Annotated in this window: 15 protein-coding genes; 13 read left to right on the top strand and 2 right to left on the bottom strand. The window is 47.0% G+C overall.

Translation table 11 applies throughout. From position 1 onward, the window contains the following. Position 1 precedes the first annotated feature (1 nt). The 4 genes from BM100_RS08155 (at position 2) to BM100_RS08170 (ending at position 4,847) form a co-directional block, all read left to right on the top strand. Positions 2–1,351, top strand: coding sequence for a YhfT family protein (locus tag BM100_RS08155; RefSeq protein ID WP_092509764.1), 1,350 nt, complete (start codon positions 2–4; stop codon positions 1,349–1,351). 23 nt (positions 1,352–1,374) lie between these two features. After that, positions 1,375–2,463 (top strand): aminotransferase class I/II-fold pyridoxal phosphate-dependent enzyme, encoded by a 1,089-nt coding sequence (locus BM100_RS08160; RefSeq protein WP_092509766.1) that lies wholly within the window; start codon positions 1,375–1,377, stop codon positions 2,461–2,463. Between the two features lie 398 nt (positions 2,464–2,861). Further along, on the top strand, positions 2,862–4,013 hold the full coding sequence (locus BM100_RS23395) for a glycosyltransferase (RefSeq protein WP_092509768.1): 1,152 nt from the start codon (positions 2,862–2,864) through the stop codon (positions 4,011–4,013). A gap of 216 nt (positions 4,014–4,229) precedes the next feature. Continuing rightward, positions 4,230–4,847, top strand: coding sequence for a short chain dehydrogenase (locus tag BM100_RS08170; RefSeq protein WP_092509770.1), 618 nt, complete (start codon positions 4,230–4,232; stop codon positions 4,845–4,847). A 149-nt stretch (positions 4,848–4,996) separates the two neighbouring features. Here the strand turns inward: BM100_RS08170 and BM100_RS08175 are convergent, their stop codons facing one another. Then, entirely contained in the window at positions 4,997–5,884 is an 888-nt protein-coding gene (locus tag BM100_RS08175) for a LysR substrate-binding domain-containing protein (RefSeq protein WP_092509772.1), read from the bottom strand. A 394-nt stretch (positions 5,885–6,278) separates the two neighbouring features. Here BM100_RS08175 and BM100_RS08180 point away from each other — a divergent pair, with 394 nt between their 5' ends. After that, the gene (locus tag BM100_RS08180; RefSeq protein ID WP_092509774.1) at positions 6,279–6,902 is read left to right on the top strand and encodes a glutathione S-transferase family protein; all 624 of its coding nucleotides are present in this window, start codon (positions 6,279–6,281) and stop codon (positions 6,900–6,902) included. Positions 6,903–6,925: 23 nt separating this feature from the next. Then, entirely contained in the window at positions 6,926–7,969 is a 1,044-nt protein-coding gene (locus BM100_RS08185; protein ID WP_092509776.1) for an LLM class oxidoreductase, read from the top strand. Positions 7,970–8,111: 142 nt separating this feature from the next. On the opposite strand, the gene paaZ is transcribed toward BM100_RS08185, so the two are convergent. After that, positions 8,112–10,184 carry a phenylacetic acid degradation bifunctional protein PaaZ gene (gene paaZ / locus BM100_RS08190; protein ID WP_092509778.1) on the bottom strand — a complete coding sequence of 691 codons (2,073 nt, stop codon included), beginning with the start codon at positions 10,182–10,184 and terminating at the stop codon, positions 8,112–8,114. 327 nt (positions 10,185–10,511) lie between these two features. On the opposite strand from paaZ, the gene paaA reads away from it, so the two are divergent. The 7 genes from paaA to paaG all read left to right on the top strand — a co-directional run bounded on the left by paaA (position 10,512) and on the right by paaG (position 15,926). Beyond that, positions 10,512–11,453: a 1,2-phenylacetyl-CoA epoxidase subunit PaaA gene (gene paaA / locus BM100_RS08195; RefSeq protein ID WP_092509780.1), complete on the top strand. Its 942-nt coding sequence runs from the start codon at positions 10,512–10,514 to the stop codon at positions 11,451–11,453. A gap of 45 nt (positions 11,454–11,498) precedes the next feature. Beyond that, a complete protein-coding gene (paaB, locus tag BM100_RS08200) occupies positions 11,499–11,786 on the top strand; it encodes a 1,2-phenylacetyl-CoA epoxidase subunit PaaB (RefSeq protein WP_092509782.1) in 288 nt (95 codons plus the stop codon). Positions 11,787–11,798: 12 nt separating this feature from the next. Next, positions 11,799–12,602, top strand: coding sequence for a 1,2-phenylacetyl-CoA epoxidase subunit PaaC (gene paaC, locus BM100_RS08205; RefSeq protein WP_092509784.1), 804 nt, complete (start codon positions 11,799–11,801; stop codon positions 12,600–12,602). Positions 12,603–12,629: 27 nt separating this feature from the next. After that, on the top strand, positions 12,630–13,133 hold the full coding sequence (gene paaD, locus BM100_RS08210; RefSeq protein ID WP_092509786.1) for a 1,2-phenylacetyl-CoA epoxidase subunit PaaD: 504 nt from the start codon (positions 12,630–12,632) through the stop codon (positions 13,131–13,133). A gap of 12 nt (positions 13,134–13,145) precedes the next feature. Beyond that, on the top strand, positions 13,146–14,249 hold the full coding sequence (gene paaE / locus BM100_RS08215; RefSeq protein WP_092509788.1) for a 1,2-phenylacetyl-CoA epoxidase subunit PaaE: 1,104 nt from the start codon (positions 13,146–13,148) through the stop codon (positions 14,247–14,249). A gap of 102 nt (positions 14,250–14,351) precedes the next feature. After that, a complete protein-coding gene (paaF, locus tag BM100_RS08220) occupies positions 14,352–15,125 on the top strand; it encodes a 2,3-dehydroadipyl-CoA hydratase PaaF (RefSeq protein ID WP_092509790.1) in 774 nt (257 codons plus the stop codon). 3 nt (positions 15,126–15,128) lie between these two features. Continuing rightward, positions 15,129–15,926 (top strand): 2-(1,2-epoxy-1,2-dihydrophenyl)acetyl-CoA isomerase PaaG, encoded by a 798-nt coding sequence (gene paaG, locus BM100_RS08225; protein ID WP_092509792.1) that lies wholly within the window; start codon positions 15,129–15,131, stop codon positions 15,924–15,926. Position 15,927: the final 1 nt, after the last annotated feature.

Below are 15,927 nucleotides of genomic sequence, written 5' to 3' on the forward strand. Positions count from 1 at the left end.
CATGCAACACTTACATGAATTCCTGATGAGATTGATAGAAGTTGACCCTTTCAAAGCAGGATTACTGGCAGCCATCGGGGCCATTGCCGCGATGATGGCAAACCGCGGTATCGCCGTTTTCCATGATGGCCTGCGCCCATTATTGCCGGAGTACCTTGAAGGGCGCATGAGCCGCAAGGCACTCGCAGCAACCAGTTTCGCCCTGAGCATCGGCTTGGTTGTGGGTTTCGGCATTCCCTTCTCACTCACTGCGCCCATTGTGCTGGTGCACAGTTTGCTGCTTGGCACTGACATGATTGGCATCTGGTGTACCAACAGCCGGAGAGGATATGTTGCCTCTGGCATCATCGGCGCTCTGTATGCCATCGCCTTATTGGCTGGCCTGCGCTCAGTGGTTGAACTGTTTGCGATGCTGCCCGTGAATTTCACTGATGACCTCAAGAAAGTCGGTGATCCGATTGTCGCCTGTTTTGCCCTGTTCCCGGCAATGGTTGTCGGCTACCAATATGGCTATCGCAAAGGGCTTTTGGTGATGTTCACCGCATTAGTGGGTTATGTGGGCACCAAAGCCATTGGCCCGCTGAGTTTTGGCGGCATGATAGAAAAGCCTGTCAGCATCGATCCAAATGGCGCGGCCTTGCTGCTGTCGATGATTGCCATGTTCTACTTTGCAATGCGTGAGCGCCCTGCCCAATCACAACAGCAAAAAGGAGCCAATGAAGTCTTGGTCGGCCTGTTTTCAACCCGCATCGAGCGCATCCAGAAAAACAAATGGCTGCTGATCCTGTGCGGAGGCCTGACTGCCAGTGCGGCAACCATGTCATTTAGCCTGCTGGCAGAAGGCCCGGTTTCTCTGCAATTGATGGCACAAGGCGAGCAAACCAATGCCATGCTGGTCGCCTTGGCTCGTGCCATTGGCTTCATTCCTTTAGTGGGAACCACTGCAATCGCCACCGGCGTTTACAGCCCGAATGGCATGAAATTCATATTTGTTGCCGGATTGGCGACCACCAATCCCTGGATTGCCTTTATCGCAGGTGGCATCACGATGTTCATCGAGATCCAGTTGCTGGCGAAAATCGCAATCTGGCTGGATAAATACCCTGGCGTGAAAGCATGCAGCGGGCATATTCGTACCGCGATCACCAAAATGCTCGAAGTTGCCTTGCTGGTTGGTGCTATGATTGCCTCCAACGCGATTCTGCCGGGCATGGGCTTTATGATTGTCGCGGGTATCTACCTGCTCAACCGTACATCTAAACGCCCTTTAGTGGAAATGGCCATCGGCCCAATTGCAACCATTGCCGTGGGCATTCTTGCCAACATGCTATTTCTTTTGGGAATAAAATAAGTTCTTTTGGGAAAAAATAACCAATGAAAACCTATCCATTGCAAAGTATGACGATGGCACAAGCGCAGCAACAACAATTCAAGCTGGTGGATATTATCTGTCGTCATTTTCCTGGGGCTGATTTTCTTTCGCAAGGTGATCTGGGCTTAGTCCCGGATCTTCACCAACCACGGATGACCCGGCGCATTGAAACGGTCATTGCGGAATTTTTTGGTGCCGAGAGCGCAGCCTTTGTCAATGGAGCAGGAACCGGCGCATTACGTGCAGGGCTGGCAGCGTTAGCCAGCCCCAATTCAACTTTACTTGTACATAATGCGCCCATTTATCCCACAACCCAAACATCGATTGAGCAAATGGGGCTGCACGTCATCCGCGCGGATTTCAATCATGCGGAACAAATTTCCGCCGCAATCCGCCAACATCAACCAGCAGCCTGCCTTGTCCAGCATACACGCCAGAAAATGTCTGACCGCTATACCCTGCAAGGCGTTATCGACACACTGAATCAGCACCTTATTCCGTCGCTCGTCGATGATAACTACGCAGCCATGAAAGTGGCGAAAATTGGCTGCCAGCACGGTGCTACCCTTTCCACATTTTCGTGCTTTAAGTTACTGGGGCCACAAGGTATCGGTCTCGTAGCAGGAAAACAGACTGCCATTGATGCCCTGCGGCGGAGCATGTATTCCGGCGGTTGCCAGATACAGGGCTATCAGGCTATGGAGGCCTTGCGTGGGATGGTATTCGCCCCCGTTATGCACGCAGTGCAGGCAGAAGTGAATGACGAGCTGGTCATGCGCTTGAATCAAGGGGAACTGCCTCAGGTCAAACACGCCTTTCTCGCCAATGCCCAATCAAAAGTATTATTAGTGGAGTTTCATGATCCTATCGCAGAAAAGGTACTTGCAGCAGCGCATACATTCGGGGCACTGCCTTATCCGGTAGGTGCAGAGTCAAAATTTGAAATCCCGCCGCTGTTTTACCGTATTTCCGCGACTTTCCGCCAAACCGATCCGACGTTGGAGCAACGTATGATTCGCATCAATCCCAATCGCAGCGGAGCCGATACCGTAATGCGGATTTTACGGGAAAGTTGTCAATTGAGAGATTAGTGAAAAACAAATCTCAGCACCAAGTTATCAACAAATCGAAAATACCGGTGAGAAATCATATTGAAATAATGTGAGATGAATCACCCTTTTCAGCATCATGGAATGGGAATATTGTGATATAAAAGCTGAAAAAACATAACGCCTGATTATTATTTAATTTAAAAACCAAGTTATTTTTAGCTACATCGATTACTGCTTCTTCACATAAGGTATTTCATCTGTTTTTATTAACTACCCATTATTTTGGATCATAAATACCAAAACAGAAAACACCATCAGGCGCTAATAACTAAATTCAGCTTATATCTATCATGAAATTGATATTTCCATCAACCTTAAGGTAACTTAATTAATAACACATCATTTATATTTCACATTACACCGAAAGAGGAAAAAACATGGAAATCCCACAAAAAATCCATTACTTCTGGGTAGGTGGCAATATACCAGAAAATCTATTAAAAAGAATGATGTTGGTTAAGTATAAAAATCCAAATTTTGAAGTCAATATTTGGGGAAACAGCAATGTGAAATCATTAATTACCAACACGTTGAATAAAATGGAATTTAATTATCAAGGGAGTAACTTCTATGTAATAGGAAACTCCTTTCATTTCAACTATAAAAATATCAACACGGCTTTTGATTATCTGACCAGACAAGCCTATTTTCAAAGTGTAGTCCCAAAAGAAGAGCCTCATTGCTCAGTTTTTTTTGACAGAGATCATGCATATGAAGATATCCATGAAAACCTATATGGCGATTATAGAGAGTTAATCCATTACTTAAGGCATATCTATTTTATGCAGTTAAATGGAAACTATCACAATTATGCATCGGTCAGTGACATAGCACGCCTTGTAATTCTATACATGGAAGGCGGCATATATTTAGATGCTGATGTAGAACTCAGTAATATTAAAACAAAAAAAGATAAATTTAGCTACCTATCCCTTAAAACTGATATGGGTATCGGTGATGTATCAGGAGAAAATTGGCATCTTGATGCCTCTGGAAAAGAATTCGGAAATGCTATTATTTCATCATTACCAAATTCAAAAAAAATATTTAACCTAATAATTGAAATGGCAATTACAATCAAAAGGCATCATCTTTACAAACAAATTTGTGACAGCCCTTACTTCGAAAGAGTAAAACACATAAGAAGCCACAATGAAGCTAGCCTAAGAGATAAGCGGATTGATTTTATTTTAAAAATGAAAGAGAAAAAAGAAATAATTCATGATGAAAAATGCAATTTTATAAATCCTTTATGGCGAACAGGGTTATTTGATGAAACAAGATTTTCAAACGGAAGAAAAATAGCAGACTATCAACGTGAAGAACGAAAAATCAATTATACAATGATGTTTACAGGGCCAATTCTAATTAACAAAACAATCAATCCAAAAAATAAAAATCTAATTTCTAAGAAGTATAGGCTTATGTCCACCCATAAAAATGATAACATTTTTCTCGATGTTGATGCTTCTGGAGATTGGTCTGTTATTGGCAAGAAAAAATACTCAGATGAAGATCCTTTTAGTTAACTTTATAAATTTAGCCTCTGCTACTCGTGTGAGTTCACCTGCTTTTGTCATTTAGCATTTTCAACCTATCATTAATAGATGCCCAAAAGATATCTTATCAATAACTCTCGTTTCTCAAGTTGCAACTTTATTGGCTGCAACTTGAAGCCTATTGGGCATATCGCTGTAAAGCAGAATGCATAGTCATAAATAATTTTCCAGCATAGGATCATAAATATGAAAATATTAATCATAGGTGCATCAGGAACTATCGGCAAAAACGTCATTGATAACCTAAAAAAACAGCATGTTTTGTTAACGGACAACCAGACAAAATTAGAAATTATTGCCTCAAGTCGAAACTCAAAAGAAAATGCATTGGATGTGTTTGATAAAAAACAATTAAATGATTTTTTATCAACACATAAAATGTTTGATGCCGTCGTCTGTACATTTGGTAAAACGGTTTGGACATCACCTGAAAAATTAAGCGATTACGAAGAAAGCCTCAATAATAAAGCCTTGGGGCAAATAAATGTCGCCCTGCAATCTTTAAAATACATCAAACAGGGAGGCTCTATCACATTGACATCAGGCATTGTTGGCAAGATATCGTCACCTTATGGCTCACAAACCGCCGTAACGAATGCCGCCATTGAAGCATTTGTTCGTTCAGCAGCGTCAGAACTGAATAATATTAGAATCAACGCCGTCAGCCCTCGCCTATTAGAAAGCTCCTTTTCTCATTACGCGAAATTTTTCCCGGGACAAGAAACCTGCACCGGCGAGCAAGTAGCCAAAGGCTATATCCGCAGTATTTATGGCAAAGAAACGGGCGTTGTTATTGAAATATGATGTTTACTGAATTAATCACATCATAGCCAGCCGATATTCGCTGGCTCATTCGTTCTCATCAGGCTAGCTCTCACCAAGCGCCATGATAATCATAGAGTCGCGGGCGTCCTTACCCATAGAGATGGAGATAGATTTTATGTCCGCTTTTACTATGAGGTTTTTGCCTCTTCTTTTATCCAATCAATAAATGCCTTAACTTCGAAACGATCGATTGCGTCCGGCAAAGAGACGGCATAATAAGCGAACTTAGAAGGCCAAGGGTTATCAAGCACCTGAATAAGCTGGCCCTCGCGAATTTCATCTTCAGCATATTCCTGTGCGACCAAGGCAATTCCCTGCCCTGATTTAGCCGCCCGGATAAGTAAAAAATCATCTTCAAAACATGAACCGCGTTCAGCCCGCTCATCAACAGAAGCGCCGTGTGCGCTTAACCATAGATACCAATCCGCACGGCTGGCATCCTGCAATAATGGGTAATTAAGGCAATCAATAGGCTCATTCACGGGCTGATGCGCTTTAATTAACTCAGGGCTGGCTACAGGAATTAAAACAGGAACCATCAACTGGGTAACATCCAATCCTGGGTAATGGCCAAGGCCGTGACGAAGCGCGATATCGACCCGATCCCGTTTTAAATCGACAATAGAATAAGTTGTTTGGATTTCTATCTCAATTTGTGGGTGCTGTTTCTTAAAATGGCCTAGACGTGGAACAAGCCAGGAAGCTGCAAATGTCGGAGAAGTATTTATTGTTAACGCTGGCCTTGAGTTAAATTTTTCCAATTTATCATAGGCTTTTTCAAGACTCTGGAATGCATCAAGCAGTTGCGGGTAAACATTTTCTCCAACTTCAGTCATGCGCACGCCATATTTTTCACGTGTGAATAACTCGGCGCCAACCCGTGTTTCCAATAACCGGATCCGTTGGCTAATAGCGCCCGGAGTAACATTCAAAGCCTGTGCTGCCGCCTTGATACTTTTGCTTTGGCCGACTTCAACGAAAGCGCGTAACGCTAGCAATGGGAGTGATTTAGCCATAATTTAGTTTTTCTAAACTCTTAAGATAGAAAATATCGTTTTCTATTTTCTGTGAAAACGTGGATTATTCAATAATAATATCATCAACTGACTCACTGATGAAATTTTAAATTAAGGCTAATAGTTATGATTGTTTCATATCAAACATTTTATTTTTTTCTTTTTAATACCATGAGCTTGGAAATGCCCGACAGCATTATAAGTGAAACATTTCCATTATTTAAATCACGCTATTACCCTTTTTAAAATTTCATTCTGAAATTTATTTATGGGGAATAATTACTGATCAAATAAAAATTTGATAAAAAGACAATAACTCTAGTTTTCGCAACAAGGAGATGGGTTTCTATTTGTCTTTTTACCTAATTACATTTAGTCAATAAAAGAGAACATTATGATCAAACTTTACACTGACAGTTCTCCCAATGGATTTAAAATTACTATTGCTCTGGAAGAGCTTGAGCTTCCCTATGAATTAAACCATGTGCATATAGATAAAGGTGAAAATTTATTGCCTGAGTTTTTAGCGCTTAATCCACATGGGCGAATACCTGTTTTAGTTGACAGCGATACAAATACAACAATTTTTGAATCTGCGGCAATTCTTCTCTATTTGGCATATAAAACGAATAAATTAATTCCCGTTGATCATAATGCACGTTGGCAGGCTATCCAATGGCTGATTTTCCACGCATCCAGCGTTGGGCCAATTATCGGGCAAAGAGTTAATTTTGAGTTTTTTGGTTCCGGAAAAAATAAAGAAGCGACTGAGCGCTATAAAAAACTCACTGAACGTGCTTTTTCAACCATGAATAATCATTTAGCCAATAATTTATATTTTGGCGGAGAGGATTATTCAATCGCTGATATTGCTCATTTCGGTTGGACTCATATTGCCAAAATTATCAATTTTGATTTTAACCATTATAAATATTTAAGCGAATGGCATGACAGAATCGCAGCCAGACCCGCGGTGCAACGTGGAATTTCTATTCCAGAACCCGCTACAGGCCCTTAGAAATAATATGTGAGGAAAAATAAATGAATCAAATAACTTCAGTACCTTCTGGCAAGATTCAAGGAGCTTCATCGCAATTATTCGCGAACCATCCTGGCTATCAACGGATGTTTCGCCCTAACGAACTGACCCTAGGGCTTTTTTTACCGCAAAAATTTTATCAAGGCGACATGAACGTCATGGAAGGCCAATCAGATCTCGTTGTTCAGGCCGATAAATATGGTTTTGCAGCAGTATGGGTTCGGGATGTGCCTTTATTTGACCCTTCATTTGGCGATGCGGGACAACTTTTCGATCCATTTACCTATCTGGCCTATTTGAGTGCGAAAACAAAATCCATTTCTTTAGCAACGGGAAGTGCCATTTTCACGTTACGCCATCCAATTGATCTTGCAAAGGCAGCGACGACCATTGATCAAATTTCCGGTGGCCGTTTAGTGCTTGGTATCGCATCCGGAGACAGGCCCATTGAATTCCCGGCTTATGGAATCGACTTTGAACAACGCGGCAAACGCTTCGCTGATACAGTCACTTATTTCCGTCAGTTGATGAAAGATGGATACCTGAATATTAATTCTGCTCTTGGTGGTTTTACTGGTGCAGAACTCCTGCCTAAGCCTGTATTTGGCGCAATTCCATTAATTGTTACCGGTGCTTCGCGCCAATCGCTGGATTGGATCGCTGAATATGCCGATGGATGGCTGACTTATCCTGAGCCAACTCACAACAGCGCCGGCCCACGGCGGTTGGCTGAAAAAATTAAAGCTTGGCGAGGATTACTCCCTGAAAATGAGTTCCGCCCACATATGACAAATGATTGGATTGATTTGGTAGAAGATCCAAATTTCCCAAGAACGCCATTACGTGGTGGTTTCACACTAAAAACAGGGCGTAACGGCTTGATTGATTTACTTCACGAATGGAAAGAGGCTGGGGTAAACCATGCGGCTTTAGGAATACATTTTTCAGAAAGACCGGCACAGGAAATTTTACAGGAAATGGCAGAATACGTGCTGCCACATTTTCCGTCCCACGTGGGAGTCTCTCCATTAGAGGCGAAATGGTAAGGGATTAAGTAGTAGCAATATATACTCCTTAACGCATTGAACCAGCAACCGCCGGCGTTTTTGTCTCCGTGTCAGGCCGCTGACAAACCACAGGATTTCTACGCGGTTTGCCGGCGGTCTGTGTTATCCATTAATTAGGCATTTATGCCGATGCAGTAAAGTCGCCCTGTTGCCGTTCCACCAACGTAAGGATGCTGTAAAGCGCCACAGGCTGCTGCTCCTGATTCAATACCTGCACATCCCACACCACGACACCATGCGGTTTATCTTCTGCCGTTTTCTGGGCTTTTTTGATCTTCTTCTTGCACGTCAGGCGTACTTGGATCGTATCGCCGATTTTGACCGGCTCAATAAAACGCAGATTTTCCATGCCGTAGTTGGCAAGTACAGGCCCCACTGCGCCATCCACAAACAAGCCTGCCGCAGCAGATACGACGAAATAGCCATGCGCCACGCGCTCACCAAACAGGGATTCAGCCGCACCGATTTTATCTACATGAGCATAGAAATGATCCCCGCTCAAACAGGCAAAATTCACAATATCGGCTTCCGTAACTGTCCGGCGGGCAGTCAGCAGGCTTTCGCCTATTTCAATTTGTTCAAAGTACTTACGGAACGGATGAACCGGATCTTCCTTCACTTTTGCGCCACGAACCCATTCACGGCCAATCGCAGCCAGCATACTTGGGCTGCCCTGAATCGCGGTACGCTGCATATAGTGTTTTACGGCACGCAATCCACCCAGCTCTTCACCTCCGCCAGCCCGCCCAGGCCCGCCGTGCACCAGCATCGGCAATGGGGAGCCATGCCCTGTGGATTCCGCAGAAGCCGCTTCATCCAATACCAACATGCGCCCGTGGGCGCACGCCGCCGCCCGAATCACCTGTACTGCAACCTGCTCATCCGCGGTCACCAACGAACCTACCAGACTTCCTTGCCCCATTCCCGCCAATGTTATCGCCTGTTCGGTATCTTCATACGCCATTAACGTGGAGACCGGCCCAAAGGCCTCTGTGCTGTGCACAACCTGATTTGTCATGGGATCGGCACAATAGAGCAATGTCGCAGGGTAAAATGCGCCGTTGCTGTTGGTATTGCCCGTCAGAACCAGTTTATCCAGCGAACCGCCGCATAACAGTTCACAGCCGCTATCACGCAGTTCATTGACCTTCATTTGTACTTCGTCACGCTGGTCCAGATTAATCAGCGCCCCCATGCGTACATCAGGCAGGGAGGGATCACCTACCGCAACGCCGGACAAGCGCTTGAGCAATGCCTGTTTGACCGCTTCCATCTGGTTGGCCGGCACAATGATGCGGCGGATGGCCGTACATTTCTGGCCTGCCTTGACGGTCATCTCACGCACGACTTCCTTGATGAATACGCCAAACTCCGGCATTTCAGGCGTCACATCCTCACCTAAAATGCAGCAGTTGAGAGAGTCCGCTTCCATCGTAAAAGAGATGGATTTTTCGATCAGCCGAGAGTGTGCACGCAACATCTGCCCTGTTTGCGCAGAGCCGGTAAACGTCACCGCATCCTGATAATCAAGATGATCGAACAGATCGCCAATGCCGCCACAGATCAATTGCAATGCCCCTTCCGGCACCAGACCGCTGTCGATGATCATTTTCACCATCGCTTGCGTCAATTGCGCAGAGGCGGTTGCGGGTTTGATGATAGCCGGCATGCCTGCCATCCAGGTTGGTGCCAGTTTTTCCAGCATTCCCCAGCAGGGAAAGTTAAAGGCATTGATGTGCAAAGCCACACCGGGGCGCGAAGTCAGTACGTGGCGAGCGACAAATTGGGATTGTTTGGACAATGGGATCATTTCATCTTCCGGCCACAGGGTATCATCCGGCAATTCACGTCCTGCCAAGCCTGCATAAGAAAAAAGTGTCGCCACGCCTCCCTCAATATCCACCCAGCTATCTGAGCGGGTTGCGCCCGTTTCTGAAGAAATGGCGTATAGCGCTTCTTTATTGGCCAGCAAATGCTTGGCAACGGCTTTCATCATCTGTGCCCGTTGCTGGAATGTCATCGCAGACAGCGCCTTGCCCCCTTGTACGCGGGCGTACTCTAGGCTCTCTTTCAATGGCAGACCATTTGAAGATACCTGATACAAAGCTTCGCCACTGACTGCATGATGAATGGTTCTGGAGTTGCCCTGCCCATATACCCAAGCACCACAAATGTAACTCGTTAATTGTTGCATTCTTTTCTCCACCAATTTCACTAATGAATCATTTATTAAGATATGGCTTGTTATTTATGTATCACATATTTCACTAACAATAACCACCATCTGACGCAACAAAAATAAAACATTTATATTCGAATCCTAGCTCGCAATCCACCCATCGCTAGGCATTAAATTTTAATGGGCTGATTTTAAACATATTTAAATTAATATTGTGATGTGTACAACAAATATACAACATATGTGTTTGATATTTTTGTTAACGGTTTATAGATTTATAGTTAAAAAATGATTCGTTTTTATGTTGTTAACTTGAAAATAAGAATCATAACGGAGCCTAACATGACAACTGACCCACTTCAGATGCATTTCGACTCAAAAATTGCAGCGGATCTGTCCATTGAGGCCAAAGACTGGATGCCCGAATCCTATCGTCAGAACCTGATACGCCAAATTGGTCAGCATGCACATTCGGAAGTCGTCGGCATGTTGCCGGAAGCCAACTGGCTCACCCGCGCCCCGACACTGCGCCGCAAAGCCGTACTGCTCGCCAAGGTGCAAGATGAAGCAGGGCACGGGCTGTATCTCTATAGTGCGGCTGAAACACTGGGCTGTATTCGTCAAGACATTTATCAAAAATTATTAGATGGCAAGATGAAATACTCCTCTATATTTAACTACCCCACGCTGAGCTGGGCGGATGTTGGCGTCATCGGATGGCTGGTCGATGGTGCGGCAATCGTGAATCAGGTTGCTTTATGCCGGGCCTCTTATGGCCCCTACGCCCGCGCCATGGTGAAAATCTGCAAAGAAGAGAGCTTCCACCAGAGACAGGGATATGAAGCCGTCATGGCTCTGGCAAACGGCAGTGAAGCCCAACGCGCAATGTTGCAAGATGCCATCAACCGTTTCTGGTGGCCTACATTGATGATGTTCGGCCCCAATGACAATGACTCTCCCAACAGTGCCCAAAGTATGGCGTGGAAAATTAAGCGATTCAGTAACGATGAATTGCGGCAAAAATTCCTCGATAACACCGTTCCCCAATTGGAAGCTCTGGGCATGACAGCCCCCGATCCTGAACTGGCCTGGGATGAAACGACCGGGCATTACCGCTTTGGTGAAATCAACTGGGATGAATTTTATCGGGTACTGAAAGGGCAAGGGATATGCAATCACGAACGTCTGGAAGACAAACGCCGGGCTTGGGAAAACGGAAGCTGGGTGCGTGAGGCGGCTTCTGTCCATGCCAAAAAAATGGCAGATAAAAAACGGGCTGCTTAATCCGCTGCGTTATCTGAACAAAATCGGAACAGGAGGAGACATAAAATGAACAATACCGATTGGCCACTTTATGAAGTCTTTGTCCGCAGCAAGCAAGGGCTGGCACACCGACATGTTGGCAGCCTGCATGCGGCAGATGACCAGATGGCTCTGGAAAACGCACGTGATGCCTACACCCGCCGCAATGAGGGCTGCTCAATCTGGGTCGTTAAATCCATTTATCTGATCGCTTCCCAACCGGAAGATCGCGGCGCTTTTTTCGAGCCATCGGAAACCAAGATTTATCGTCACCCGACGTTCTATACCATTCCTGATGGCATCAAGAATATGTAGGGAAACGGAAACATGAATACACATAGCGTTTCGGCATCCAATCATGACTTGTTGAATTACGTGCTGCGGCAGGGAGATACGCCGTTGATTCTGGCACAGCGCCTGTGCGAATGGTGCGGCCATGCACCAGAACTGGAAATTGACCTCGCGCTGTCCAATATTGGCCTCGACCTGCTGGGGCAGGCACGCCATTTTCTCAGTTATGCCGCCACGATCATGCCAGGCGCAAACTCACATCCAGGCCCAGAGAAAAAGCCTGATGAAGATTATCTGGCATTTCATCGCGATGAGCGTGAATTCCTCAATTTATTGCTGGTTGAACAACCCAACGGCGGCTTTAACGACACACTGGTGCGCCAGTTTTTCATTGATGTCTACCATGTCCTGCTGCATCAGGCATTGGGACAGAGCCGAGATTCCCAACTCGCAGCCATCAGTGCCAAGTCATTGAAGGAAGTGGAATATCACCTGCGCTTCAGCCGTGGTTGGATGATCCGTCTGGGGGATGGAACAGAACAAAGCCACAAAAAAATCCAGCATTCAATCAATCAGCTATGGCGTTTCACCGGCGAGTTATTCCATTGCGACGATATCGAGCAACGGCTGGCCGAAGAAGGCATTGCCGTGGATCCCCGCACCCTGCATGAACCGTGGCTGGATATCGTCACCGAAACATTGGCGGAAGCCACGTTGGAAATACCGGCAGAGCTACCCTACCGGCAAGGCGGCAAGCAAGGACTACACACAGAACATTTAGGGTACATGCTGGCAGAAATGCAGTCCCTGCAACGCGCTTATCCCAACTGCAATTGGTAACTGCGCTTGGTAAAAGAGGAAAGGATCATGGAACAGCAATTAAAAGCCTTGCAACAGCCGGAAGTTCATCAGATCTGGCAGTGTCTGCATAAAATTGCCGATCCAGAACTGCCGGCGCTTTCCATTACCGATCTCGGTATGGTGCGCGCTGTCACGCCTTTGCAAACAGGGTGGCAGGTGACATTTACCCCGACATATTCTGGCTGCCCGGCGACGGAGTTTCTGATTAACGAAATCCGCCAGTTGCTGACTCAGGCGGGCTTTGCGCCAGTGCATGTCAACGTGAGCCTGTCTCCCGCATGGACAACGGATTGGATGAATGCCGATGCCAAGCAACGCCTGAAAGAATCCGGCATCGCCCCGCCCCAAGGCCTGTCCTGCGAAAAACCGGCGGAGGCAGATCCCATCCATTGCCCGCGTTGCGGCAGCCATGAAACAGAAAAAATCAGCGAGTTTGGCTCTACGGCCTGCAAAGCCCTTTATCGCTGTCAGCAGTGTCTGGAACCGTTTGATTACTTCAAATGCATTTAATAGGGAGTGAAGATGGCTACTTTTCACCGAACACGTTCACATGATTTTCAACGGCATCGCTTCCACCGATTAAGCATTGCTGCCATTGAACGAGAAACACCGGAAGCCGTGACCGTCACACTGCATGTTCCCAGTGAGCTAAAAAAACACTTTTTCTACCAGCCGGGCCAGCACCTGACACTCAAGGCACAGGTAAACGGTGAAGAGCTGCGCCGTTGCTACTCTATTTGCAGTTCACCGCTGGATGATGCATTGCAAATTGGCGTCAAGGCCATCTATCAAGGCCGTTTTTCCACCTTTATCAATCAGCAATTAAAAGTCGGGGATGAGCTGGACGTTATGCTGCCGCAGGGCAATTTTGGCCATATTCCCAATGCCGACCAACAAGGGCACTATTTAGCCATTGCCGCCGGTTCAGGCATCACGCCGATTTTATCAATCATCAAAAGCACGCTGGCGCTGGAACCAGACAGCACTTTCACCCTGATTTATGGTAACCGCACCAGCCGCTCCGTCATGTTCAAGGAAGTGCTGGCCTATCTCAAAAACCGCTACCTGAGCCGTTTTCAGGTGCTGTACTTATTCAGTCAGGAAGCCACCGACAGCCCCCTGCTCAATGGGCGCATTGATATTGAACACCTGCAACGCATCGGCAAAACCCTGCTCAATTTTACGCAGTTTGATCGGGCATTTCTCTGTGGGCCAGAAACGATGCTGGACGATGCCCATTCTGCACTCGAACAAGCAGGCATGCCGGCTAATTGCATCCACAGCGAACGTTTCAATACCGGAAACGCCCAAGCACGCCCCCGCCCGGCCAATCTTGCCGATCGCAGTGAAACCCGCGTTGAAATTCATCTGGACGGGCGTACTTTCAACATCGCCATGAATACCGAGGATGACAGCATTCTCGATGCAGCCCTGCGCCAAGGCGCAGATTTGCCATACGCCTGCAAGGGAGGGGTATGCGCAACCTGTAAATGCCAGCTTAAATCCGGCGAAGTGGAGATGAATGTGAACTACAGCCTTGAACCGGACCAATTGGCGGCAGGTTATATCCTGAGTTGCCAATCGTGGCCGAAAGGCGATGGCGTCGTTGTCGATTTTGACGTTTAAGCACTTTGTTTAAACAGCTGCATAAATGTACCCAATGGGTTTCAAGTTGCAGCCAACCAAACTGCAACTTGAAAGACGAAGGGTATCACTGAGGAACCCGCAATGAATCAGGAATGGATCATCAGCCACCAGCAACAGAGAGTACGCACATTGACCCTCAACCGACCGGACGTGCGCAATGCTCTCAGCAATGATTGCCTTGAACTGTTAGTACAACAGTTGGAACAGGCGGATGCAGATAAAGAAACCGGCGCTATCGTCATTACCGGCGCAGCGCGCTATTTTGCGGCCGGGGCTGACCTGAAAGAACTGCAACAACAAACCGTGGCAACAGCCATCACTGATCGCCGCCCACAACTGTGGCAACGCCTGCACAATATTAATAAGCCCATGATTGCCGCCGTGAACGGTTACGCGCTTGGCGCTGGCTGCGAATTGGCTCTGGCCTGTGATTTTGTGATTTGTGGCGAAAGCGCCCGCTTTGGCCTGCCCGAAATCACGTTGGGGCTGATCCCGGGGGCGGGAGGGACACAACGGCTCATCCGCAGCGTCGGTAAGGCACTGGCTCATCAAATGGTACTGACAGGGGAAGCCATCAACGCCCGGCAAGCACAACTGGCGGGATTGGTCAGCGAAGTGTGCATTGATGAAAACACGCTGGCGCGGGCGGAACAAATTGCGCAACGCATCAGTGAATTTTCCCCCTTGGCACTACGGGCAGCCAAAGCCGCACTCAAGACCGCACAAGAAACCGGCCTGTCACAAGGATTACTCGCTGAGCGCCAACAATTTGTCGCTTTGGCGGGCACAACCGATCGTCAGGAAGGCATCGCCGCCTTTCTGGAAAAACGTAAACCTACATTTAAAGGATTTTAATAAATGGAAAACAAGTCAATGGTACTGACCGAAATTAAAGCGGGTGTCCTTAGCATTACTCTTAATCGCCCGGAGTACCTCAACAGTTTTACTGAAGAGCTGCACCAACAGTTAAGCCAAGCGATGGATATTGCTGAACAGGATGAATCTGTGCGCTGTGTTCTTTTGACCGGCGCCGGACGTGGTTTCTGTTCTGGCCAGGATTTGAATGACAGAAACTCTATCATTACTGACGGAGACATCCCCGATCTCGGTCAATCCGTTGAACGTTACTACAATCCGCTGATCCGGCGCATGACCTCCTTGCCCAAACCGATTATCTGCGCAGTCAATGGCGTCGCGGCGGGTGCCGGTGTTTCTCTCGCCCTGGCCTGCGACATTGTTATCGCTTCCCGCTCCGCCAGCTTCATTCAAGCCTTCTGCCGCATTGGACTGGCTCCCGATTCCGGCGGTAGCTGGTTCCTGCCTCAAAAAATCGGGCATGCGCGCGCTATGGGCATGGCGTTGTTGGGTGAAAAAATCAGCGCAGAGCAAGCATTGGAATGGGGCATGATCTGGCAAGTCGTCGAACCTGAAGAGCTGGAGCGCAAAACACAAGAATTGGCCCAGCACCTGACGACACAACCCACACTGGCTCTTGGCTACATCAAACAGGCCACGTATGCCGCGGCCGCCAACTCGCTGGATCAACAGCTTGACCTCGAGCGTGATTTACAGCGCCTGTGCGGGCGCAGTGAAGACTTCCGTGAAGGCGTCCGCGCATTCGTCGAAAAACGCCAGCCAAAATTTCAGGGGAAATAAC

Origin of the sequence: Xenorhabdus mauleonii (genome assembly GCF_900113945.1) — a bacterium.
GTDB lineage: Bacteria > Pseudomonadota > Gammaproteobacteria > Enterobacterales > Enterobacteriaceae > Xenorhabdus > Xenorhabdus mauleonii.

Excerpts from the sequence above, each read along its gene's own strand:
- BM100_RS08155 (WP_092509764.1), top strand. The coding sequence starts at position 2 with ATGCAACACTTACATGAATTCCTGATGAGATTGATAGAAGTTGACCCT.
- BM100_RS08160 (WP_092509766.1), top strand. The coding sequence starts at position 1,375 with ATGAAAACCTATCCATTGCAAAGTATGACGATGGCACAAGCGCAGCAA.
- BM100_RS23395 (WP_092509768.1), top strand. The coding sequence starts at position 2,862 with ATGGAAATCCCACAAAAAATCCATTACTTCTGGGTAGGTGGCAATATA.
- BM100_RS08170 (WP_092509770.1), top strand. The coding sequence starts at position 4,230 with ATGAAAATATTAATCATAGGTGCATCAGGAACTATCGGCAAAAACGTC.
- BM100_RS08175 (WP_092509772.1), bottom strand. The coding sequence starts at position 5,884 with ATGGCTAAATCACTCCCATTGCTAGCGTTACGCGCTTTCGTTGAAGTC.
- BM100_RS08180 (WP_092509774.1), top strand. The coding sequence starts at position 6,279 with ATGATCAAACTTTACACTGACAGTTCTCCCAATGGATTTAAAATTACT.
- BM100_RS08185 (WP_092509776.1), top strand. The coding sequence starts at position 6,926 with ATGAATCAAATAACTTCAGTACCTTCTGGCAAGATTCAAGGAGCTTCA.
- paaZ (WP_092509778.1), bottom strand. The coding sequence starts at position 10,184 with ATGCAACAATTAACGAGTTACATTTGTGGTGCTTGGGTATATGGGCAG.
- paaA (WP_092509780.1), top strand. The coding sequence starts at position 10,512 with ATGACAACTGACCCACTTCAGATGCATTTCGACTCAAAAATTGCAGCG.
- paaB (WP_092509782.1), top strand. The coding sequence starts at position 11,499 with ATGAACAATACCGATTGGCCACTTTATGAAGTCTTTGTCCGCAGCAAG.
- paaC (WP_092509784.1), top strand. The coding sequence starts at position 11,799 with ATGAATACACATAGCGTTTCGGCATCCAATCATGACTTGTTGAATTAC.
- paaD (WP_092509786.1), top strand. The coding sequence starts at position 12,630 with ATGGAACAGCAATTAAAAGCCTTGCAACAGCCGGAAGTTCATCAGATC.
- paaE (WP_092509788.1), top strand. The coding sequence starts at position 13,146 with ATGGCTACTTTTCACCGAACACGTTCACATGATTTTCAACGGCATCGC.
- paaF (WP_092509790.1), top strand. The coding sequence starts at position 14,352 with ATGAATCAGGAATGGATCATCAGCCACCAGCAACAGAGAGTACGCACA.
- paaG (WP_092509792.1), top strand. The coding sequence starts at position 15,129 with ATGGAAAACAAGTCAATGGTACTGACCGAAATTAAAGCGGGTGTCCTT.